General features: G+C 64.1%; 18 protein-coding genes and 2 tRNA genes. 10 read left to right on the plus strand and 10 right to left on the minus strand.

Translation table 11 applies throughout. The annotated features are described in order from the left end of the window. Window positions 1-81: 81 nt before the first annotated feature. The 7 genes from pstS (at window position 82) to phoR (ending at window position 6,928) form a co-directional block, all read left to right on the plus strand. Complete coding sequence (pstS, locus tag LDO41_RS01540) at window positions 82-1,113, plus strand: phosphate ABC transporter substrate-binding protein PstS (protein ID WP_223980972.1); 1,032 nt, start codon at window positions 82-84, stop codon at window positions 1,111-1,113. A 125-nt stretch (window positions 1,114-1,238) separates the two neighbouring features. Next, a complete protein-coding gene (gene pstC / locus LDO41_RS01545; RefSeq protein WP_223980974.1) occupies window positions 1,239-2,204 on the plus strand; it encodes a phosphate ABC transporter permease PstC in 966 nt (321 codons plus the stop codon). Beyond that, entirely contained in the window at window positions 2,201-3,103 is a 903-nt protein-coding gene (pstA, locus tag LDO41_RS01550) for a phosphate ABC transporter permease PstA (protein WP_223980976.1), read from the plus strand. Before pstC ends, pstA begins: the two co-directional genes overlap by 4 nt. Before the next feature lie 23 nt (window positions 3,104-3,126). Further along, complete coding sequence (pstB, locus tag LDO41_RS01555; RefSeq protein WP_223980978.1) at window positions 3,127-3,915, plus strand: phosphate ABC transporter ATP-binding protein PstB; 789 nt, start codon at window positions 3,127-3,129, stop codon at window positions 3,913-3,915. 68 nt (window positions 3,916-3,983) lie between these two features. Next, window positions 3,984-4,688: a phosphate signaling complex protein PhoU gene (gene phoU, locus LDO41_RS01560; RefSeq protein ID WP_223980981.1), complete on the plus strand. Its 705-nt coding sequence runs from the start codon at window positions 3,984-3,986 to the stop codon at window positions 4,686-4,688. A 35-nt stretch (window positions 4,689-4,723) separates the two neighbouring features. Then, entirely contained in the window at window positions 4,724-5,431 is a 708-nt protein-coding gene (gene phoB, locus LDO41_RS01565) for a phosphate regulon transcriptional regulator PhoB (RefSeq protein ID WP_223980984.1), read from the plus strand. A gap of 171 nt (window positions 5,432-5,602) precedes the next feature. Then, the gene (gene phoR / locus LDO41_RS01570; RefSeq protein WP_223980987.1) at window positions 5,603-6,928 is read left to right on the plus strand and encodes a phosphate regulon sensor histidine kinase PhoR; all 1,326 of its coding nucleotides are present in this window, start codon (window positions 5,603-5,605) and stop codon (window positions 6,926-6,928) included. 37 nt (window positions 6,929-6,965) lie between these two features. Here the strand turns inward: phoR and LDO41_RS01575 are convergent, their stop codons facing one another. The 4 genes from LDO41_RS01575 to ppk1 all read right to left on the minus strand — a co-directional run bounded on the left by LDO41_RS01575 (window position 6,966) and on the right by ppk1 (window position 13,192). Further along, window positions 6,966-9,569 carry a fimbria/pilus outer membrane usher protein gene (locus tag LDO41_RS01575; protein ID WP_223980990.1) on the minus strand — a complete coding sequence of 868 codons (2,604 nt, stop codon included), beginning with the start codon at window positions 9,567-9,569 and terminating at the stop codon, window positions 6,966-6,968. A gap of 10 nt (window positions 9,570-9,579) precedes the next feature. Then, window positions 9,580-10,368 carry a fimbrial biogenesis chaperone gene (locus tag LDO41_RS01580; protein ID WP_223980993.1) on the minus strand — a complete coding sequence of 263 codons (789 nt, stop codon included), beginning with the start codon at window positions 10,366-10,368 and terminating at the stop codon, window positions 9,580-9,582. A gap of 43 nt (window positions 10,369-10,411) precedes the next feature. Next, window positions 10,412-10,993, minus strand: a complete 582-nt coding sequence (locus LDO41_RS01585) for a fimbrial protein (protein WP_223980996.1) — start codon at window positions 10,991-10,993, stop codon at window positions 10,412-10,414. Window positions 10,994-11,098: 105 nt separating this feature from the next. After that, entirely contained in the window at window positions 11,099-13,192 is a 2,094-nt protein-coding gene (ppk1, locus tag LDO41_RS01590; RefSeq protein ID WP_253074767.1) for a polyphosphate kinase 1, read from the minus strand. 168 nt (window positions 13,193-13,360) lie between these two features. On the opposite strand from ppk1, the gene ppx reads away from it, so the two are divergent. Next, entirely contained in the window at window positions 13,361-14,896 is a 1,536-nt protein-coding gene (gene ppx, locus LDO41_RS01595) for an exopolyphosphatase (protein WP_223981002.1), read from the plus strand. Between the two features lie 32 nt (window positions 14,897-14,928). Here ppx and LDO41_RS01600 read toward each other — a convergent pair whose 3' ends face one another. The 4 genes from LDO41_RS01600 to LDO41_RS01615 form a co-directional block, all read right to left on the minus strand. Further along, entirely contained in the window at window positions 14,929-15,759 is an 831-nt protein-coding gene (locus LDO41_RS01600; protein WP_223981004.1) for a GNAT family N-acetyltransferase, read from the minus strand. Window positions 15,760-15,995: 236 nt separating this feature from the next. Beyond that, a complete protein-coding gene (locus LDO41_RS01605) occupies window positions 15,996-16,472 on the minus strand; it encodes a SixA phosphatase family protein (protein ID WP_223981007.1) in 477 nt (158 codons plus the stop codon). 310 nt (window positions 16,473-16,782) lie between these two features. Then, on the minus strand, window positions 16,783-17,004 hold the full coding sequence (gene infA, locus LDO41_RS01610; RefSeq protein WP_008641674.1) for a translation initiation factor IF-1: 222 nt from the start codon (window positions 17,002-17,004) through the stop codon (window positions 16,783-16,785). 325 nt (window positions 17,005-17,329) lie between these two features. After that, window positions 17,330-17,406, minus strand: a tRNA-Pro gene (locus LDO41_RS01615). 237 nt (window positions 17,407-17,643) lie between these two features. Here LDO41_RS01615 and LDO41_RS01620 point away from each other — a divergent pair. Both LDO41_RS01620 and LDO41_RS01625 read left to right on the plus strand, forming a co-directional pair. Further along, complete coding sequence (locus LDO41_RS01620) at window positions 17,644-18,945, plus strand: GGDEF domain-containing protein (protein ID WP_223981010.1); 1,302 nt, start codon at window positions 17,644-17,646, stop codon at window positions 18,943-18,945. A gap of 114 nt (window positions 18,946-19,059) precedes the next feature. Then, window positions 19,060-19,136: transfer RNA gene (locus LDO41_RS01625), tRNA-Arg, on the plus strand. Window positions 19,137-19,180: 44 nt separating this feature from the next. Here the strand turns inward: LDO41_RS01625 and LDO41_RS01630 are convergent. After that, complete coding sequence (locus LDO41_RS01630) at window positions 19,181-19,420, minus strand: FecR/PupR family sigma factor regulator (RefSeq protein ID WP_223981013.1); 240 nt, start codon at window positions 19,418-19,420, stop codon at window positions 19,181-19,183. 99 nt (window positions 19,421-19,519) lie between these two features. Then, complete coding sequence (locus tag LDO41_RS01635) at window positions 19,520-20,056, minus strand: sigma-70 family RNA polymerase sigma factor (protein ID WP_223981016.1); 537 nt, start codon at window positions 20,054-20,056, stop codon at window positions 19,520-19,522. Window positions 20,057-20,162: the final 106 nt, after the last annotated feature.

Consider the following 20,162-nt stretch of genomic DNA (forward strand, 5'->3'; position numbering starts at 1 on the left):
TCATGGAACTGTCATATAGACCGCATAAAGTTCGACTTGTCAAAAATTTGTCATTCCCCAACCATGTTCTCTGGAGGACATATGAAGCTGGTCAAGACTGCCGTAGCAGGCATCGTTTCGTTGGTAGTGGCGGGTACTGCGTTCGCGGCGGAAATTACCGGTGCAGGCGCCTCGTTCCCGGCGCCCGTGTATTCCAAATGGGCAGACGCCTACCAAAAAGCAACGGGTAACAAGGTCAACTATCAATCGATCGGTTCGTCGGGCGGCCTGAAGCAGATTGGCGCCAAGACGGTCGATTTCGGCGCATCGGACGCCCCGCTGAAGGACGACGAACTGGCCAAGCAAGGTCTGGTTCAGTTCCCGACCGTGATCGGCGGCGTGGTGCCCGTGATCAACCTGCAAGGCGTGAAGCCGGGCGAACTGGTGATCACCGGCGAAGTGCTGGCGAACATCTATCTGGGCAAGATCAAGAAGTGGGACGATCCCGCGATCGCCTCGCTGAACCCGAAGGTCAAGCTGCCGGCTCAGGACATCCTGCCGGTGCGTCGCGCCGACGGTTCGGGCACGACCTTCATCTTCACGAACTACCTGGCCAAGGCCAGCGCCGACTGGAAGAACTCGGTGGGCGAAGGCACGACCGTGAACTGGCCGGGTGGCGGCACGGGCGGCAAGGGTAACGAAGGCGTTGCCGCTTTCGTGCAGCGTCTGAATGGCGCGATTGGCTACGTCGAGTATGCCTACGCCAAGCAGAACAAGATGACCCACCTGAACATGAAGAACACGGCCGGCGAAACCGTGCAGCCGAGCGACGACGCGTTCCGCGCCGCCGCCGCTGGTGCCGACTGGAGCAAGACGTACTACCAGATCCTGACCAACCAGCCGGGCAAGGGCGCATGGCCGATCGCTGGCGCTACCTTCATCCTGGTGCAGAAGAGCCAGGATAAGCCGGCGCAAGGTACGGAAGTGCTGAAGTTCTTCGACTGGGCCTACAAGAGTGGCGGCGCCATGGCGACCGACCTCGACTACGTGCCGCTGCCGGAATCGGTCGTGAGCCAGATCCGCAACACGTGGAAGACGTCCGTGAAGGACGCTTCGGGCAAGGCGCTGTACTAAGCCTTACCCACTGGCCGGGCCGCATTCGTATTGCGGTCCCTTCGTTGCGGCTTATCCGCGCGGCCCGGCCAGGGTCCACCTGGGTTTCATCGCTCCTTCGGTTTCAACGCAACCTGACATCCACCATGGCGACTTCGTCCGATCTTCCGGCCGTACGGCCACCAAGCCGCACCGGCGACATTCTGTTCGGCGGCCTGACCCGCGGCGCCGCCATCGTGACGCTGCTGCTGCTGGGCGGCATCATTGTCTCGCTCGCCATCAGCGCGTGGCCTTCGATCAAGCAGTTCGGCATCGGCTTCCTGTGGAATGCCGAGTGGGATCCGCCCGCCGACGTGTACGGTGCACTGGTGCCGATCTACGGCACGATCGTGACCTCGCTGATCGCACTCATCATCGCTGTGCCAGTCAGTTTCGGCATCGCCCTGTTTCTCACCGAGTTGTCGCCGGCCTGGCTGCGCCGACCGCTCGGTACCGCCATCGAGTTGCTCGCCGCAGTGCCGTCGATCGTGTACGGCATGTGGGGCCTGCTCGTGTTTGCGCCGATCTTCGGCGAGTATTTCCAGAAGCCGCTGTCCGCGACGATCGGACAGGTGCCGGTCATCGGCAAGCTGTTCCAGGGCGCGCCGCTGGGTATCGGCCTGCTGTGCGCGGGCGTGATCCTGGCGATCATGATCATCCCGTACATCGCCTCGGTGATGCGCGATGTGTTTGAAGTTACCCCCGTGCTGCTCAAGGAGTCCGCGTACGGCATCGGCTGCACGACGTGGGAAGTGATGTGGCGCGTGGTGCTGCCCTATACCCGTGCCGGCGTGATCGGCGGCGTGATGCTGGGCCTGGGCCGCGCGCTCGGTGAAACGATGGCCGTCACGTTCGTGATCGGCAATACCAATCTGCTCGACAGCCCTTCGCTCTTCGCGCCGGGCAACAGCATTACCTCGGCGCTCGCGAACGAGTTTGCCGAAGCTGGTGCCGGCCTGCATACCGCCGCGCTGATGGAACTGGGCCTGATCCTGTTCTTCATCACGTTCGTGGTGCTGGCCCTTTCCAAAGTGCTGCTGCTGCGTCTTGCCAAGAACGAGGGGGGCAAATGAACCAAGCGAGTCACGCCATGGCGTCTTCTTCCATTCCGGCGGTCCGCGCCGATTCCGAGGTCGTGCGCACGCGCCTGCAAAGTTCGCGCCGCCGCATGAACATGTATGCGCTGACGGCTTCGCTGGCGGCAATGGGTTTCGGTCTGTTCTGGCTGATGTGGATCCTGTGGACCACGGTCTCGCTCGGCATCGGTGGCCTGTCGTGGGATCTGTTCACGCAGATGACGCCGGCGCCGAACACCGCCGGTGGCGGTCTGGCCAATGCGATCTTCGGCAGCTTCGTGATGGTGGGGCTGGCTACGCTGATCGGCACGCCGCTCGGCATCCTGGCTGGTGTCTATCTGGCGGAATACGGCCAGAAGAACCTGCTGGCCAGCGTCATCCGCTTTATCAACGACATTCTGTTGTCGGCGCCGTCGATCGTGATCGGGCTGTTCGTGTACGCGATCGTGGTCGTTCGCATGGGCCATTTCTCGGCCTGGGCCGGCATCTGCGCGCTGGCGCTGCTGCAGATCCCGATCGTGGTGCGCACCACCGAGAACATGCTGAACCTCGTGCCGAACGCGCTGCGTGAAGCCGCGGTGGCACTCGGTACGCCGAAGTGGAAGATGGTGATGTCGATCACGGTCAAGTCCTCGTACGCGGGCATCATCACCGGCGTGCTGCTGGCGGTGGCGCGGATCGCGGGCGAAACCGCGCCGCTGCTGTTCACCGCGCTCTCCAATCAGTTCTGGACCTCGGACCTCGACAAGCCGATGGCCAACCTGCCGGTGACGATCTTCCGCTTTGCGATGAGCCCGTTCACGGAATGGCAGCAGCTGGCCTGGGCCGGCGTGTTCCTGATTACCGTTGGTGTGTTGGCGCTGAATATCATCGCGCGCATGCTGTTCAAGAAATAATCGAATTCAAGCGAGACACGAGCATGACCTCTACTGTCATCGATATTCCCGATACCGTCCGCAGCAAGATCGACGTCCGCGACCTGAACTTCTACTACGGTCAGTTCCACGCGCTCAAGCACGTCAACATGTCGATTCCGGACCGCAAGGTCACGGCGTTCATCGGACCCTCGGGCTGCGGCAAGTCCACGCTGCTGCGTACGTTCAACAAGATGTTCGCGCTGTACCCGGAGCAACGCGCCGAGGGCGAGATCAACATGGACGGCGAGAACCTGCTGACCAGCAAGCAGGACATCTCGCTGCTGCGCGCGAAGGTCGGCATGGTGTTCCAGAAGCCGACGCCGTTCCCGATGTCGATCTACGACAACATCGCGTTCGGTGTGCGCCTGTTCGAGAAGCTGTCGCGCTCGGAGATGGACGATCGCGTGGAATGGGCACTCTCGAAGGCCGCGCTGTGGAACGAGGCCAAGGACAAGCTGCACCAGTCTGGCTACGGCCTGTCCGGCGGTCAGCAGCAGCGTCTGTGCATCGCGCGCGGTATTGCGATCCGCCCCGAAGTGCTGCTGCTGGACGAGCCGTGCTCGGCGCTGGACCCGATCTCGACGGGCCGCATCGAGGAACTGATCGCCGAGCTCAAGGATGAGTACACGGTGGTGATCGTGACCCACAACATGCAGCAGGCCGCGCGTTGCTCGGACTACACCGCATACATGTACCTGGGCGAGCTGATCGAGTTCGGCGAGACCGAGAAGATCTTCATCAAGCCGCACCGCAAGGAAACCGAAGACTACATTACCGGCCGCTTCGGCTGAGCCCCCGGTCGTCCGGGATTCGTTGCGAGGCAACGCGTAACATACGCATTAGCGGCCAGGAGAACACCATGACTGACAAGCACCTGTCGACCCAGTTCGACGCCGACCTCAACGCCATCAACACCAAGCTGCTGCAGATGGGCGGGCTGGTGGAGTCGCAGATCGAATCGGCCATGCGCGCGCTGGCGGACTTCGACGGCGAAATGGCGGATCGCGTGATCACGCGTGAACAGCAGCTCAACGCGCTCGAAGTCGAGATCGACGCGGACTGCGGCAACATCATCGCGCGCCGCCAGCCGACCGCACGCGATTTGCGTCTGGTGATGGCGATCTCCAAGACCATCACGAATCTCGAACGTGCGGGCGACGAGGCGGAGAAGATTGCCAAGCGCACCAAGCACATCATGGAAGACGCTGCCGCGCACATCATCAACTATTCCGAAGTGAAGCTGTCGGGAGAGATGGCGATCACGCTGCTGCGCCAGGCACTGGACGCGTTCGCGCGCCTGGACACCGTGGCGGCGGCTCGTATCGTCAAGGATGACAAGGCGATCGACGACGAATTCCGTGCATTCGTGCGCAAGCTCATTACGTACATGATGGAGGATCCGCGTACGATCTCGGTGGCGCTCGATTTCCTGTTCATCGCCAAGGCGGTGGAGCGGATCGGCGACCATGCCAAGAATATCGCGGAGTTCATCATCTACATCGTGAAGGGTACCGACGTTCGCCACGCATCCCGCGAAGACATGGAGCGGGAAGCGTTGAGCTGACGCGGTACGAGACTGACGAAGCGGAGAAAAATTACATGCCAAGCAGTATTCTCGTTGTCGAGGACGAACCGGCGATCGCGGAACTGATCGCCGTCAACCTGCAGCACGCGGGACATTATCCAATCCGGGCCTACAACGCCGAGCAAGCGCTGTCGCTGATGAGCGACGTGCTGCCCGACCTCGTGCTCCTGGACTGGATGCTTCCGGGCAAGTCGGGTGCGACCTTCGCCAAGGAGTTGCGGTCCAACGATCGCACCAAACAGATTCCGATCATCATGCTCACCGCGCGCAGCGAGGAGCAGGACAAGGTCATGGGGCTCGAAGCGGGCGCCGACGACTATGTGACCAAGCCGTTCTCGCCGAAGGAACTGCTGGCGCGCATCAAGGCGGTGCTGCGCCGCCGCGCGCCGCAGCTGACCGACGACGTGGTGGCCATCAATGGCCTGCGACTGGATCCGGCCACGCATCGCGTGACGGGTTCGGACAACGAAGGCCCGCTCAAGCTCGACCTCGGTCCCACCGAGTTTCGGCTGCTGCACTTCCTGATGACGCATCCGGAGCGCGTGCATAGCCGTTCGCAGTTGCTGGATCAGGTGTGGGGCGACCATGTATTCGTGGAAGAGCGGACCGTCGATGTCCATATCAAGCGCCTGCGCGCCGCGCTCACGCCCGGTGGCTACAGCAACATGATCGAAACGGTACGGGGCAGCGGTTATCGCCTGGCCCGCTCGCCGAGTCATTGAGTTGCATCAATGAGAAGTACCTGGCGCCATCGCATCATGCATCGAGCGGGCGGCGATGGCGCCTTGGGAATCCGCCTTATGTCGCCGGGTTTCAATCCATGGCACACTCCGTCGCAAACGCGGCGCGAATGTTGAACGCCGCCTGAAGCCGTCCGATTCCCTCATCTCCGCATGAATATCATCTGGGCCCGATCCGCGGCCGCCCTGATCAGCCTTGCCGTCATCGCGGTGGGGATCTATCTCTTCGCTGGTGCCTTGCCGGCGTTGCTTGGCCTGTGCGCGATGCTGTTCGCGCTGCTGGGCTACTACCTGTTCCAGATCAACCGGCTGTGGAAGGTGCTCGACGCGCCGGCCTATGGCGAGATTCCGAGCGCGCTGGGCATCTGGGGTGAGGTGTATTACCGCCTGCACCGGCTGGTCAAGCGCTGGCGCACGCAGGTGCTGCAGGTGGAACAGCAGCATACGCGCTTCATCCAGGCGATTCAGGCGTCGCCGTATGGCGTGCTGATGCTCGACGACGCGGATCAGATCGAATGGTGCAACGGTGTGGCCGAGCAGCATTTCGGGCTCAATGCGCGGCGCGACGTACGCCAGCGCATCACGCACCTGATCCGCCGGCCCGAGTTCGTGCATTACCTCACGCGCGAACGTTATGACGAGCCGCTGGTCATGCGCGACATGGGCGAACACAAGCGCAACGTGACGGCGGTGCAGATCCTTCCTTATGGCGAAAGCCGCAAGCTCGTGCTGACCCAGGACATCACCAAGGTGGAAAACACCGAAGCCATGCGGCGCGATTTCGTCGCTAACGTCTCGCACGAGCTGAAGACGCCGCTGACCGTGCTGACCGGTTTTCTGGAGACGGTGCGCGATCTGCCGGTGTCCGAGGAGGATCGGCAGCGCTATATCGACATGATGCTGGTGCAGTCGATGCGCATGCAGCGCATCGTCGAGGATCTGCTGGCGCTGGCCAAGCTCGAGAGCGATGCGCAGGCGCCGACGTTCGACCACATCAACGTGCCAGCCCTGGCCGCGCATCTGGTGCATGACGCCGAAGCCCTGTCGCAGCAGCGTCATCGCGTCGAGGTGGATATCGACAATGGGGTGGTGCTGCGCGGCGCCGAGCTCGAGCTGCTGTCGGCGCTCGGCAACCTGGTGTCGAACGCGGTGCGCTACACGCCCGACGGTGGCCGCATTGCCATTCGCCTGAAGTTCACCGATGGCCATTCGGTATTCTCGGTCAGCGATACCGGCCTCGGCATCGCGCCCGAACATATTCCGCGGTTGACCGAGCGCTTCTATCGCGTCGATCGCAGCCGTTCCCGCGATACCGGCGGCACGGGCCTTGGGCTCGCCATCGTCAAGCACGTGCTATCGCGCCATCACGCGGACCTGCGCGTGACCAGCGAGCTTGGCCGAGGCAGCACGTTCCGCATCATCTTTCCGGCGGACCGCAGTGGGTACGAGCCTGCGGACGCGACGCGGCAGGTGGCCTGACCGGAGCACAGGCCGCGCATAACGAGGCCGCGCCGCGCTAGGTACAGCGGCCTTCCCCCGTCGGCAGCGAGGATGTGGGCGGCTCCGCCGACGGGTCGTTCGCCGGACGGCCGTGCGCAGCCTGACTCTGGGCGGGATCCGTTACCACGTAGTCGAGCCGGCATTGCTCGCGCGCGCCGGGACCCCATGCCACCGTCAACGTGCCGGTATCGGCCGTGAGGCCGCGCACCAGCGCGCGCCCGCCTTGCGCCACCACGCCGAGTTTTCGGCCTGCCGCATCGATGACGTCGGCACCAAACGGCAGTGGCCGATCCTCGGCGGTACGGCCGCGGATCAGCACCGGTGGTCCCGTTCGTTCCATGTCGAAACGTACGGGGATCACCGCCCCCGCGGTTGGCGCGATGTGGTGCAGTGCTTCCTTGAGTTCCACGCTCAACGGCAATCCGTACGGATCGAGCTCGATCGCATTGCTGGCGAACGGCTGCAGGTTGGAGATCACCGCGCGGCCCCATAGTCCGACCCGCGCGCCGCTTGCATTGGCAAGCCGCGCACCGGCCGCGTCGTCGGCTTCCACGACCGCCAGTGTGTCTCCGTGCACCGGCGATGCCGCCAGCCCGCCGCCATAGCCGACGATCACGCCGGTGATACCGCCCCCCACCTGACGATACGAGGCAGACGCGCTGGCGTTGCCGTTGATTGTCGCCATGGACGAGACGTAGGTGACGTTGCCACTGGCACCGAGCGCCTCGCGCATGCCTTGATCGCCAGCGGCAGCTTGATAGCTCGCGGTGATGCCGTACCCCAGCGCATCGTCGCGGCCGGCGGCGCCACTCAGGCTCTGCTGTGCCAGCATGGCGCCGTGCGGCTGGTAAGTCAGCGAGGTGCTGGAGTAGGGGGCGTGGCCGCCGAGCCCCAGCGGAATGCCGAGCGTGAGCATCAGGCGGCTGTCCCATCTGCGCAGGGTCACGTCGAACTGCCGCGAGGCCGACAAGCTGTAGCTCAGACGCCCAAAGCTGTTGGTGTAGCCGATCTGGAACTGGGCATCGGTGCCACTTCGGTACCGGTACCTTTGCACCGAACCCGACAGATAGAAGGTGCCGAAACCGCGTGACAACGGTTGGTGGACGGTGGCTTGCACGCGGCTGTGCGGCAACGCGGCGGCCGCGATGCCGTGCGGCGAGGCATCGCGGCGTGCCACGGCCTCCGCAAGCGTGAGGTAGCCGCTGCCAGTCTGGTGATAGGCCGTCAGTGACAAATTCGTGCCGGGCTGCGTCAGTCGCTGGTTGTACGTGGCACGCCAGCGCTGTCCGTTGAGCGCCTGCCCGCGCGCAATACTGGCAAACGATTGCGCGAGATCGAACGAGAGCGCGCCGTACTCGCTATTGAGCGCCAGGCCACCCGCCAGCGCCGCATAGTCTCGCGCGGCGCTCACGCCGCCATAAACGGTGGCGAAGTTGCTCAGGCCATGCTGCACTATCGCCTGCACGACCCACGGCGTGCTGTCGAGCGAAGGATTCCGATATTGGCCCGCACTCAGGGAGAAGCGAGTTACCCCGGGGCGCAGCGCACGGATCGTCGATGCAAACGGGACGCGCCACGAGCGGATGCTGCCATCGGCCTCGGTCACGACGATGTCGAGGTCGCCGCCGTAGCCCGTGGCATAGAGGTCGTCGACCTCGAACGCGCCGGGCGCCACCGTGGTCTCGTAGAGGATATTGCCGCCCTGGCGGATTTGTACGCGCGCATTGGTGTTGGCGATGCCGCGTACGGTCGGCGCAAAGCCGCGCTGCGATTCCGGGACCATGCGATCGTCGCTCGCGATCTGCACGCCGCGATAGCCGACACTGTCGAACAACGTACCGTCGGTAAAGCCGTCGCCGATGGTCAGGCGCGCGCGCAACGGCACGATGGCGCGTTGCGCGTAGGTCTGCATGGTCGTGTATGGCAAGCTGCTGGCGAGGCTGCCGCCCAGGTTGCCACTCAGGTTGCCGACATGTCGCAGGCGCCAGGGGCCCGCGTTGAGCCCCATATCGAGGCCGACATAGGCCTGCACGGACGAAGAGGGACTCGACGCCGCATCGGCAATGCGCGCGCGATAGACGCTGGCGTCGTAGCGGAGGATCGCGGCGGGAACGCCATCGTCCCAATATGACGGGTCGAGGTGGCCCCGCGCCTGTCTGGCGAGCGCGACCTGCGGCACGGTGACGTCCAGGCGCAGGTCGCTCATGTCGTAGTAGGCCGTGCCGCCTTCGACCAGCGCCGGCAGCGGATGGCAGGTCTCGTCGGCGTGTGCGAGCGTGGCGGCCGCGGTGGACGACAGGCGCGACAGATCGACGCCCAGTCGCTGCAACAACGCCCGGTCGAAGCAGGCCTGTATCGTGGGCCCATGCGCATCGGCAACCGCCAGGCGTACGGACACGCGCCCGAGCCGCTGTTGATTGACGTAAAGCGTGAGGTGATGGATGCCGGCCTGCACGGGATTGCCGTAGGCAAAGCGCGTGGTGTCGATGCGCGGGCCATCCCCGTACAGAAAGCCGCTGTGAAAGTCGATGGCGGCGAGAGCGGTGTCGGCGCGCGCGGACGTCAGCGCGGTGAGAACCACGATGGCCGTCGCGGCCAGCGTGACTCCCATGACGCGCATCGGGCCACCGTTACTCCGCCGCAGCTTGCGACAGTGTCGCTTCGATGTAAGAGGTGCCACCGTAGTCGTTGATGACGCCGAAGCGTACACGCGTGCCAGCACCGATGCGCGCATGGCCGTGCGATCCGTGCGATCCGTGCAATCCGTGCAATGGAAACCGCAGCGTCCCGCCGGGCGCGAGCATGCCGCCTTTCTCGTTGGTCGCGGACTCGTTATCCGCGGCAACGGAAATCTCGGAAATCGTTACGTGATAGGGCGTGGGATTGATCGCCTCGACCGCCAGCGCGCCGTTCACGCGGGCCGCATGCCAGGTCAGCCGCGCGGGGGCGTCCCGCACGTCCCCTTTGAGATCGGTGGGACGGAAGAACAGCTTGATGCGGGAGCGAAATGCCATCTGCAGCAGGTTGGCATCGGCCGTGCCGGGCGTCGGTTTTGGCGGTACCTCCAGCACGTTGAGATAGAAGACCGACTCACGCTCGCGCGGCAGCGGCTCGCCGGCATGAACGATGCGCAGGGTCTGGCCCTTGCCCGGATCGATCCGGGCGATGGGCGGCGTCACCACGAACGGTACGTCGATCGACGCGGGTGATGCCGCCGGATCGCCGTGATCGATCCATATCTGAGTCAGCGCCGGCAGGTTGCCGTCATTGGCGAGCCGGACCGTGGTCTCGGCGTCCGCGGCGTGATAGATCACGCGCGTGCTGCCGATGACCACGGAGGCCTGCGCGGTCTGATGGCCAGCGACCAGGGCGAGGGCGAGGGTGGCTCGCCGCAGGGCGAATGCGAATCGGTGCGGCATAGGGTCGCCGAGGGCAGGGCGCGATGGCGAGTGGCCAGCGGCTTCAGGGGTACACGAGCGTGTAGACCACGCGCGTGGTGGCGGTGCCGCCCTGAGCGGCCCCCTTCACGGCGACATATTGCGCGCCGTACGTCAGCGTAGCATTGCCCGTGGCATCGATGGAAACCGGATTGGTGCCCTGGCTACCCGGGGCGAATCCGGCCTTGATCGGCGTGCCGTCGGCGTTGAGGAGCGCGATCTGCACATTGTCGGCTGAGCCGCTGATGTTGTCCAGAATCAGATTGCCGGTCGTCGTGTCGGTCGTGGGACCGCTTTCGAAGTAGGCCTGGACGTTGCCGGACGTCGGGGTGCATGCGCTCAGCTGAAGCGTGAACATCGTGCGGCCCGCGGTGCTGCCGGGCGTCTTCAGGGTGCTGGCGGAGACGGTCGGCAACGCGACGGTGAAGTCCACTGGCACGGCACTGTTGCCGTTGATGCTGCAGGTCTGCGCAGTGACCTTTCCATTGAAGGTGATGGTGCCGCTATAGGCGTGCGCGGGCGATGTCAGCAGGGCGCCTGCACCAGCCAGCAGCGCCGCGGCGCGCAGCAGAGAAATACACAGCGAAGAAATGACCCTTGCGTTCATGAGATGGCGATCCGTGAGAGAGACATCGGCAGTCTATGAACATCGATGCCGGCGCCGGATGATCTCAACAGATCTTTGCCATCTCCCGTTACGAGGGGTGCGCCGCTATCCCGCGAACATGTCCAGCAGCTCCACCTGACTCACGAGCGATTTCTTTGCGCGCGACGGCTTGCGCGCGTATTCACCGTCCGGTTGCATGATCCACGCCGACGCGTTGTCGCGCAGATGCACCTGCAGGCCTTCCTTGATCACGCGCGCCTTGAGCTTGCGGTCGAGGATCGGGAACGCCACCTCGACGCGGCGGAACAGGTTGCGGTCCATCCAGTCCGCGCTCGACAGGTAGAGCACATCGTCGCCGTCCGCGCGGAAGTAGTACACGCGGTGATGCTCGAGAAAGCGGCCGACGATCGAGCGGACGGTGATGTTCTCGGACATGTCGGGCACGCCCGCCCGCAACGCGCAGACCCCGCGTACGATCAGGTCGATCTTCACGCCCGCGCGCGAGGCCTTGTACAGTTCCTCGATGATCGTCGGCTCCAGCAGCGCGTTCATCTTGGCGATGATGCGTGCCCGCTTGCCGGCGCGCGCATTGCGGGCCTCGTTGCGGATATGGTCCACGAGGTTGCTGTGCATCGTGAACGGCGACTGCCACAGATGATTGAGGCGGATCGTACCGGCGGTACCGGTCAGCAACTGGAACACGTGATGCACGTCCTCGCAGATTTTCTCTTCGGAGGTGAGCAGGCCAAAGTCCGTGTAGAGCCGGGCGGTGCGCGGATGATAGTTGCCGGTGCCCAGGTGCGCGTAGCGGCGCAGCTGCACGGTCTTGCTCTTGGTACCGTTCTTGCCGTCGCCTACCTCACGCCGCACGATCAGCAGCATCTTGGCGTGGCACTTGTGACCAACCACGCCGTAGACCACATGGGCGCCCGCGGACTCGAGCCGCTCGGCCCAGTTGATATTGGTTTCCTCGTCGAAGCGCGCCAGCAGTTCCACCACGACCGTGACTTCCTTGCCGTTGCGTGCCGCGGTCATCAGCGCTTCCATCACCGCGGATTCGTTGCCGGTGCGGTACACCGTCTGCTTGATGGCGACCACATTGGGGTCGGCCGCGGCCAGCTGCAGCAGGTCCAGCACCGAGCTGAAGCTCTCGTACGGATGGTGCAGCAGCACGTCCTGCTGGCGAATCACGTCGAACATCGGGACACCGGGCGGAAACGCCTTGACCGGCGTGGCCACGTGCGGTGGGTACTTGAGCGTGGGGCGATCGATCAGATCGGGAATCTGCATCAGCCGCACGAGGTTGACCGGTCCGCTCACGCGGTACAGGTCCTGCTCGGTCAGGCCGGACTCCAGCAGCAACCGGCGCGACAGCGCGGCAGGGGTGTCGGACGATACTTCGAGCCGCACCGTATCGCCGAAGTGCCGCGTCGGCAGTTCACCCTGCAGGGCCTCGCGCAGGTCGGTGATGTCATCCTCGGAGACGAACAGATCAGAGTTACGCGTCACGCGAAACTGGTAGCATCCCTGCACTTCGATGGCGGGAAACAACTCATGCACGAATGCCTGCATGAACGACGACAGCATGACGAAGCCGAACGGATAGCCGGAGAGCTTCTCGGGCATCTTGACCACGCGCGGCAGCGCGCGCGGCGCCTGCACGATGGCGAGGTCCGCCTCGCGGCCGAACGCGTCCTTGCCGGACAGTTCGACCACGAAGTTCAGGCTCTTGTTGAGCACGCGCGGGAACGGATGCGCGGGATCGAGCGCGATCGGCGTGAGGACCGGCCCGAGTTCGCGCACGAAGAAGTCGCGCGCCCAGCCGCGCTGCGCGTCGGTCCACGTGCCCATCAGGTGGAAGTACACCCCTTCCTGTTCGAGCGCGGGGAAAATCACGTTCTGCAGCATGTCATACTGCGAGGCAACCAGGCGCTGCGTGCGCTCGGTGACCAGATGATAGGTCTGCAGAAACGACAGTCCATCGGGCGTCAGGCCCGATGCGTTATCGCGAATCTGCTCCTTGAGACCCGCCATACGGATTTCGAAGAACTCATCCAGATTGCTGGATACGATACAGATGAACTTGAGCCTTTCCAGCAACGGAACGTTGGGGTCGGCGGCTTGTGCCAGCACACGCGCGTTGAACTCAAGGATGCCCAGCTCGCGGTTGAGAAGGGTGCCGGGCGCAGTCGTCGACATGGTCATGAATCTTCTTTTGATAATTTGACGACTTTTCCATAGTTGTGTGTCAGTTCCATGACACATTGGATTTGTCATGATGACGACATGACAAGGACATAATTTACGGGGTTTGGTGCGAAGCCGCTATCGGGCGCTTCCCCACGCATCCCCGCGCAACAGAACGCAATGACACAGACACCACGCCTGCTGGCCGCCGTAGACATGGGCTCGAACAGCTTCCGCCTGATGATCGGGCGGGTGGACGAGACGCCCACGGCTTCCGGTCCCGCCAGCCAGATCTTTCAGGTCGACGCCCTGCGTGAGCCGGTACGGCTCGCGGCCGGCCTGACGCCCGACAAATACCTCGACCAGCCCGCGCGCCGCCGCGGTATCGATGCGCTGCGCCGCTTTGGCGATCGGCTGCGCGATTTCTCGCCGGAGCACGTGCGCGCGGTGGCCACCAACACGCTGCGCGTCGCGCGCAACGCGCCGGAATTCCTGATCGAGGCCGAGCACGCGCTGGGCTTCCCGATCGAAGTGATCGCGGGCCGCGAAGAAGCGCGCCTGATCTATCTGGGCGCCTCGCACGACGCACCGGCGTGTCAGGGTAATCGACTCGTCGTCGATATCGGCGGTGGCTCCACCGAATTCATTATCGGCAGCGGCTATCAGTCGAAGTTGATGGAAAGCTTGTATATCGGCTGCGTCTCGCATAGCCGTCAGTTTTTCCCGAGCGGCAATGTCGACGAGTACGCGATGAAGCAGGCCGAGCTGGCCGCGCGCCGCGAGATCCAGGTGCTGGTGCGCCAGTATCGCGCGGCGGGCTGGCAGCAGGCGGTGGGCTCGTCGGGTACCGCGCGGGCGCTGGCCGAGCTGATCGAACTCAACGGCATGAACGACAACCCCGCCGAGCATGGCATTACGCGCGAAGGGCTCGAGCGGCTCAAGCGCGCGCTGGTCAAGGCGGAGAACGCCAACCGCGTGAAGCTCGCGGGGCTCAAGGCCGATCGTATTCCGGTGCTGCCGGGCGGGCTTTCGATCATGCTGGGCGTGTTCGCCGAGCTCGATATCGAACGCATGGATGTGACCGACGGCGCGTTACGCCTCGGCGTGCTGTATGACCTGCTGGGTCGCAGTCACCACGAGGACATGCGTACGGTCACGGTGGATCAGTTCATGCGCCGCTATGCGGTGGATCGCGCGCAGGCGGAGCGCGTGGGCGCGGCCGCGCGGGAGCTGCTGGCGCAGTTTCCCGACCCGCCGCCCAACGAGCGTCGCGACGACAATCTGGCGCTGCTCGGCTGGGCCGCGAGCCTGCATGAGATCGGCATGTCGATCTCGCACGGCGGGTATCACAAGCATTCGGCGTATATCGCCACGCATGCGGACATGCCGGGCTTCTCGAAGACCGATCAGGCGCGGCTGGCTACGCTGCTGCTGGGTCATGCGGGCAAGCTTGGCAAGCTGTCGGGCAGCGGCAAGTTCCTGGACTGGCGCATGCTGTTCAGCCTGCGCCTGGCCTTCGTGCTATGCCGCCGACGCTCCGACGCGAAGCTGCCGGACATCCGCGTTAGCCAGCGTTCGGATGCGCTCGACGAAGGCTTCGAAGTGCGCCTGCCCAAGGTATGGATCGACGCCAACCCGCTGGTCGAATACAGCCTGGCGCAGGAAGCCGACGAGTGGCAACGCATCGGCAAGCGCTACAAGGTGGTGTACGTGTAAGAAAAACGCCGCGCGAAAAGCGCGGCGTTTTTTTACTTCAACCCCAGGAAGTGACGGGCATAGCGCGGGTTCATGTCGCGCACGCGCAGCAGCGTGAGGAAGTCCGCGACGTTGAAGTCGGGATCCCATGCCGGCAGGCCGCAGATCTTCGCGCCGAGGCGCAGATAACCCTTGATCAGCGCGGGCGGATCCACCTCGAGGGTCTGGTTGAGGTCTTCCACCGGTAGCGGCACGCGCGGAAACGCGTGGTACTCGATCGGTGCGAGCGAGCTCTCGGCGAACTGGCGATAGAGGCTGGCCGCATAGTGACCGCCATCGCTCATCGGCACGCTTGCGCAGCCGAGCAGCGACTCCAGGCCGTACTTTTGCAGGTACTCGCCCAGACCGCCCCACAGGGCCATGATCACGCTGCCGCTGCGGAAGTCGCGATGCACGCACGAGCGGCCCACTTCCAGCATCTTGGGGCGCAGGTGATTCAGGCGTACGAGGTCGAATTCGGATTCCGCATAGAGGCAGCCGATGCGCTTGGCCTGGTGCGGCGGCAGCGCGCGGTAGGTGCCAACCACCTTGAGCGTTTCCTGATCGCGCACGATCAGGTGGTCGCAGTAGGCGTCGAACATGTCCACGTCCATGTCCGGCGTGGTGGTCTGGAGGCGCGCCCCCATTTCCTCGGCGAAAACTTTGTAGCGCAGGCGCTGGGCTTCTTCTACCTCGTCCTGATGCCGTGCCCACGCCACGCTGAAAGCAGGCGCCGCATGTGTCGAATCGGATTGACGAGGAAGACGCCTCCGCGCCGAGTGGCCATTCTGGCCAGTCGGCAAGGAGTCGAAGATCGGCTGGGTAGGCGTCGGAAGGTCTCGCATTGTGTGTCCTTTCGGTGTCCTTTCGGTGACGAAACGGTTCGAAACAATGTAGGGACGCCCAGTGACAACGCCGTGGCACGGTTGTGACGATTCCGTGACCAGAATCGCGTCGTGTGGGTGTTTGATCCGACTCTAACCGGCTTGCAAGCCACGCGCCACAAGCAAACCTTCAAATGTGAAGTTTGCGATACAGATTTGTGACACCCGCGCGTGCGAAGTCGAACACTGCGCGGCGCTCAGAGAAAATCGGGATGGATGACGGCGCGCAACACCACCTGGGCGTCGTCGTAGCGGGTCCGGCCGGTCAGCCACCAGACCCCGCTCTTGCGCACGCTCCACGGGATATCGCGGCCAGCCAGCAGGCGGCTGGCCACGCGTCCGAGCCAGGGCTGATGCCCGACCACGACGACGGTGCCGTCAGCGTCGGGCCAGCCGACGGCGGCCAGCACCTCGCTCACGTGGGCGCCAGTACCCAGTGCCGGCAGGATCTCGACCTCGCCGGACAGCGCGGCCGCGGTCTCGCGTGCGCGCACGGCGGGGCTGCAAACCACACGGTAGGGGGTAGGGAGGTGATTGCGCAGCCATTTGGCTGACGCTTCGGCCTGTTTGTGTCCGCGCGAGGTCAGCACGCGCTGGAGGTCCGCATTGCGGGACAGGCTCATTGCCGCGGGGAGGTCTTCCGCCTCGGCGTGGCGCCACAGTATGAGGTTCATGAGCAGACGGTGGCCGATCGAAACCTGAGTATGGTCAGGCACCTCGCCCCGCGCAAGAGGGGCGAGCCATTAGGGACGAGCCATTAGGGACGAGCCATTAGGGACGAGCCATTAGGGACGAGCCATTGCCACATGAGGGAAGCGGTGGCACTGTTCGGCGCACCACTGCGGCGTACCACTGCGGCATACCAAAGCAAAACGGGCCGCCGGAGGTTCGAAGAACCTGCGGGCAGCCCGTCAGTCTGCGGCGCGGCAATGTCACGAGGGTGACAACGCCAGCCGCGAGAGGGGATAACTCAGTGGACGCGACTCAGGACTTGTGGCGGAAGTTGATGCGGCCCTTGGTCAAGTCGTAGGGCGACATTTCCAGGGTCACGCGATCGCCGGCCAGAATCCGGATGCGGTGCTTCTGCATCTTGCCCGAAGCGTAAGCCCAGATTTCGACGCCGTTTTCCAAGGTGACGCGATAACGGTTGTCGGGCAGGGCTTCCGACACTACGCCGCCAAATTCGATGAGTTCTTCCTTAGCCAATCTTGTAGTCCTTTGCTTGCAGCCAAAGGCTGCGCGAGTTGAGTGAGATACTGCGAGCGCGCGCCATAATCAGGCGCGACCCGGCGTCGCCGAGGAAATCGTGGAGGGGAGGGCCCAGCCGATGTTCCGGGCTGGTCTGCTGCGGCTGCCGATCTTGGCGGTGCTAGGCTTCCGGGCATGCTCACAGACCCCGGAACTGACTACGCGATTGTATCACGGCGAGGGCAAGTGCGCCTGAGCCAGCGCGGGCTGGATGCCATGCTGCAACGCGCAAGAAAAAAGGGCCTGCGCGTTAGCACAGGCCCTTTTTTCTTCCTACTCATACTGGTCGGAGCGATAGGATTCGAACCTACGACCCTCTGATCCCAAATCAGATGCGCTACCAGGCTGCGCTACGCTCCGAAGCCGGCGATTGTAGCCCGCTGGGTGACCGCGGGTCAACCGCAAAGTTGATCCGATGTGAAGTGCGTGCTCCGGCGCAGCGCGGCACCCTGCTGAAGATGGGGCAGATTTTGGCTTGACTTGGTGCGTCGCACTGACATAATCCGCGCACAACGACATGACGGCCCACGCAGGTCGCAACAGCAGGGCGGCGTGGCCACGCGGAGCTAGCGACCGCCCTTGTGAACGGGAAAGAAGATGTTTCAGTCGCAGGTGGTGGTGCTGATCGCAGGCTTGTTCGCGCTGCAGATGGCGGTGGTTTGCGCCGTGCTGCGGCGCTCGCCAGGGATGGGGCGCAGTGGCCTGAGTTCATGGGCAATCGGTGACCTGATCGTGACCCTGGCGGTCGTGCTGCTCGCGGCCCACGTGATGCGTCCCGCCTGGCCGCTCGACGCCGTGCCCGAGCTCGTGCTCACGGCCGGCCTTTCGATGATGGTCTACGGCACGCGCCATTTCGTCGGCCGTCCGGGCCGCGGCATGGTGCTGCTGGCGCTCAATGTGCCGGGCCTTGCGGCGCGCGCCGCGCATGCGGTCGAACACGGGTTCTCGCCCGCGACCCCCGCGGTTGCCGCGTTGCCCGAGCCCGCCGTGGCGGCACTCACGCTGGCCGCGTCCGTCATCCAGATCCTCCTATTGCTCGAGCTCGTGCGCATCACGGTGCCGCGCGTGCCGCTCAAGCGCGGCACCGGCCGGCTGGCCGCGTTGTCGCTGATCCTCGTGGCGCTGGCCTGCACGACGCTGATCGGTGTGCTGATCGCGCCCGCGGTGGTCATGCTCGTCGATCATCGCCATCTGCCGGCGGTGACGTCGCATGACGGCATCATCGTGCTGCTGGTGTTCGGCATGGTGGGGCTGTCGGTGAGCTTTGCGCTGATGGCGCACGATCGTCTGCGCCGCATGCTGGAGCGTCGCGCGCGCCATGACGATCTGACCGATGTGCTGTCGCGCGGCGCGTTCTGGGAGGAACTCGAGGCGACGTGCAAGAAGGCGGAGCGCGCGAAACAGCCGGTGACCGTCGCGTTTGTCGACCTCGATCACTTCAAGGCGATCAACGATCTATACGGCCATCTGGCGGGCGACAGCGTGCTGCGTCATTTCGCGGGGCTGCTGCGTCGGAATGCGCCGCCTCACGCGGTCATCGGCCGTCTGGGCGGCGAGGAATTCGCCATCGTGATGCCCAACACCACGATGGAGACGGGCCGCGCCGCCAGCCTGCGTCTGAACAGTCTGGTGCGCGCCACGCCGTGCCCATCGGACCCCGATCCGATTGCCTACACCGTCAGCATCGGCATGGCCGAGCGTCGCGAGGGCGAGAACGCCGATGCCGTGATGCGCCGCGCGGACCGCGCGCTGTATGACGCCAAGCTGATGGGCCGCAACTGCGTGTCCTCGCATGACAACGGCGACGCCCCGGGCATGCCGCGCCGCCCGCGGGTGCGCGAAGACGAGCGTGGGGGAGAGCATGCCTCCCCGGACGGCGCGATCAAGCGGCAGCCGTGAGTGACCAGGGGTCACAGGCAGGGATAGCGAGCAGGGATCGTAAAGACCGTAAAAGCGGCGCCAACCTTTCTGGTATGGCGGCGTGTGCGGTAGAATGCGGGCCTCTTCTGCAGGCCGCCCTTAGCTCAGTTGGATAGAGCACTCGCCTTCTAAGCGAGCGGTCAGAGGTTCGAATCCTCTAGGGCGGGCCACCTATCTACGGTGGCGAGGTAACGGCGTGCGAGTAACGGCGTGATTAATCCGGGGAATGCGGGAATTCTGGGGAGTCAAGCTTCGCCGGGACCTTCGGTGGTACCAGCCCTGCAATCAGCCAGAGGCGCGAAGCCTTGTCATAGGCGCGTCGATGAGCCGGGTCCGCAATCAGCCATTGCATCAAACGGCTGCGTTGGTCTTCATCGAAATCCTCGGCACCGTGTTCCCGCTGCACCCATTCCCACGCGATCTGCCAATTCGCGTCGTCTTGATTTTGTGTCATGCGTCGGAAATCCAAACAGTTCTGCTCGGATTCTGACACGACGCCGCGCACTTGTCGTCACCAATTTTCCTGCTGCGGATTTCGGCGTATTACGACAGATCAGTCGGCATACATCAGGTTGCGACAACCCTCGATGGCCCGCGCGGCATCGGCCAGCAGCGCGTTGACCAATCCCAGCGCACAGTCGAGACGTTCGGCGATCTGCCGCTGCGTCAGGCCGTGGATGCGGTAGAGCTCATGGGCATGCCGCGTTCGTTCGGGCAGCTTGGACAGTTCGCGGTCGATCGCGCAGAGCACTTCGTAGTCCTGCAGCGATTTCTGCGGCGAAGCGGCCGCGCGTAGCTCAATCGTCTCTACTTCGATGTCGTAACAGCGATAGGACGACTCGAGCGTCTGGCGGCGGCAATGATCGAGCGCCAGGTTGCGCACGACCTGGCAGCAATAGCACAAGGGCCGCTGAATCGCGCCCAGACGTTCGCAGTCGGACAAGCGAATCCAGGCGTCCTGCAGGATGTCTTCCGCGGCTTCGGGGCTTCTCACGATGCCATGGGCAAGGCGCCTGAGCTGCGCGCGATTCCCCAGAAAAACTTCCGCCAGTGTTTCCGCCGGGGCGAAGACGGAGGCGCTCGTCGACATGTTGGTCTCCCTTGATGCAAATTGGACTGAACCATTGCGTTGCTTTCACAAGGTATGACGGAGCACCGCCGGAAATCTGCCAACTATTTTTGGGTGCGGGAGAAAA

This window comes from Cupriavidus pampae, assembly GCF_914271485.1.
Taxonomy (GTDB): Bacteria; Pseudomonadota; Gammaproteobacteria; order Burkholderiales; family Burkholderiaceae; genus Cupriavidus; species Cupriavidus pampae.

Excerpts from the sequence above, each read along its gene's own strand:
- LDO41_RS01600 (WP_223981004.1), bottom strand. The coding sequence starts at position 15,759 with ATGCGAGACCTTCCGACGCCTACCCAGCCGATCTTCGACTCCTTGCCG.
- ppx (WP_223981002.1), top strand. The coding sequence starts at position 13,361 with ATGACACAGACACCACGCCTGCTGGCCGCCGTAGACATGGGCTCGAAC.
- phoB (WP_223980984.1), top strand. The coding sequence starts at position 4,724 with ATGCCAAGCAGTATTCTCGTTGTCGAGGACGAACCGGCGATCGCGGAA.
- pstB (WP_223980978.1), top strand. The coding sequence starts at position 3,127 with ATGACCTCTACTGTCATCGATATTCCCGATACCGTCCGCAGCAAGATC.
- phoR (WP_223980987.1), top strand. The coding sequence starts at position 5,603 with ATGAATATCATCTGGGCCCGATCCGCGGCCGCCCTGATCAGCCTTGCC.
- pstA (WP_223980976.1), top strand. The coding sequence starts at position 2,201 with ATGAACCAAGCGAGTCACGCCATGGCGTCTTCTTCCATTCCGGCGGTC.
- LDO41_RS01630 (WP_223981013.1), bottom strand. The coding sequence starts at position 19,420 with ATGACACAAAATCAAGACGACGCGAATTGGCAGATCGCGTGGGAATGG.
- phoU (WP_223980981.1), top strand. The coding sequence starts at position 3,984 with ATGACTGACAAGCACCTGTCGACCCAGTTCGACGCCGACCTCAACGCC.
- pstC (WP_223980974.1), top strand. The coding sequence starts at position 1,239 with ATGGCGACTTCGTCCGATCTTCCGGCCGTACGGCCACCAAGCCGCACC.
- LDO41_RS01575 (WP_223980990.1), bottom strand. The coding sequence starts at position 9,569 with ATGCGCGTCATGGGAGTCACGCTGGCCGCGACGGCCATCGTGGTTCTC.
- LDO41_RS01580 (WP_223980993.1), bottom strand. The coding sequence starts at position 10,368 with ATGCCGCACCGATTCGCATTCGCCCTGCGGCGAGCCACCCTCGCCCTC.
- LDO41_RS01605 (WP_223981007.1), bottom strand. The coding sequence starts at position 16,472 with ATGAACCTCATACTGTGGCGCCACGCCGAGGCGGAAGACCTCCCCGCG.
- pstS (WP_223980972.1), top strand. The coding sequence starts at position 82 with ATGAAGCTGGTCAAGACTGCCGTAGCAGGCATCGTTTCGTTGGTAGTG.
- LDO41_RS01635 (WP_223981016.1), bottom strand. The coding sequence starts at position 20,056 with ATGTCGACGAGCGCCTCCGTCTTCGCCCCGGCGGAAACACTGGCGGAA.
- LDO41_RS01620 (WP_223981010.1), top strand. The coding sequence starts at position 17,644 with ATGTTTCAGTCGCAGGTGGTGGTGCTGATCGCAGGCTTGTTCGCGCTG.
- LDO41_RS01585 (WP_223980996.1), bottom strand. The coding sequence starts at position 10,993 with ATGAACGCAAGGGTCATTTCTTCGCTGTGTATTTCTCTGCTGCGCGCC.
- ppk1 (WP_253074767.1), bottom strand. The coding sequence starts at position 13,192 with ATGTCGACGACTGCGCCCGGCACCCTTCTCAACCGCGAGCTGGGCATC.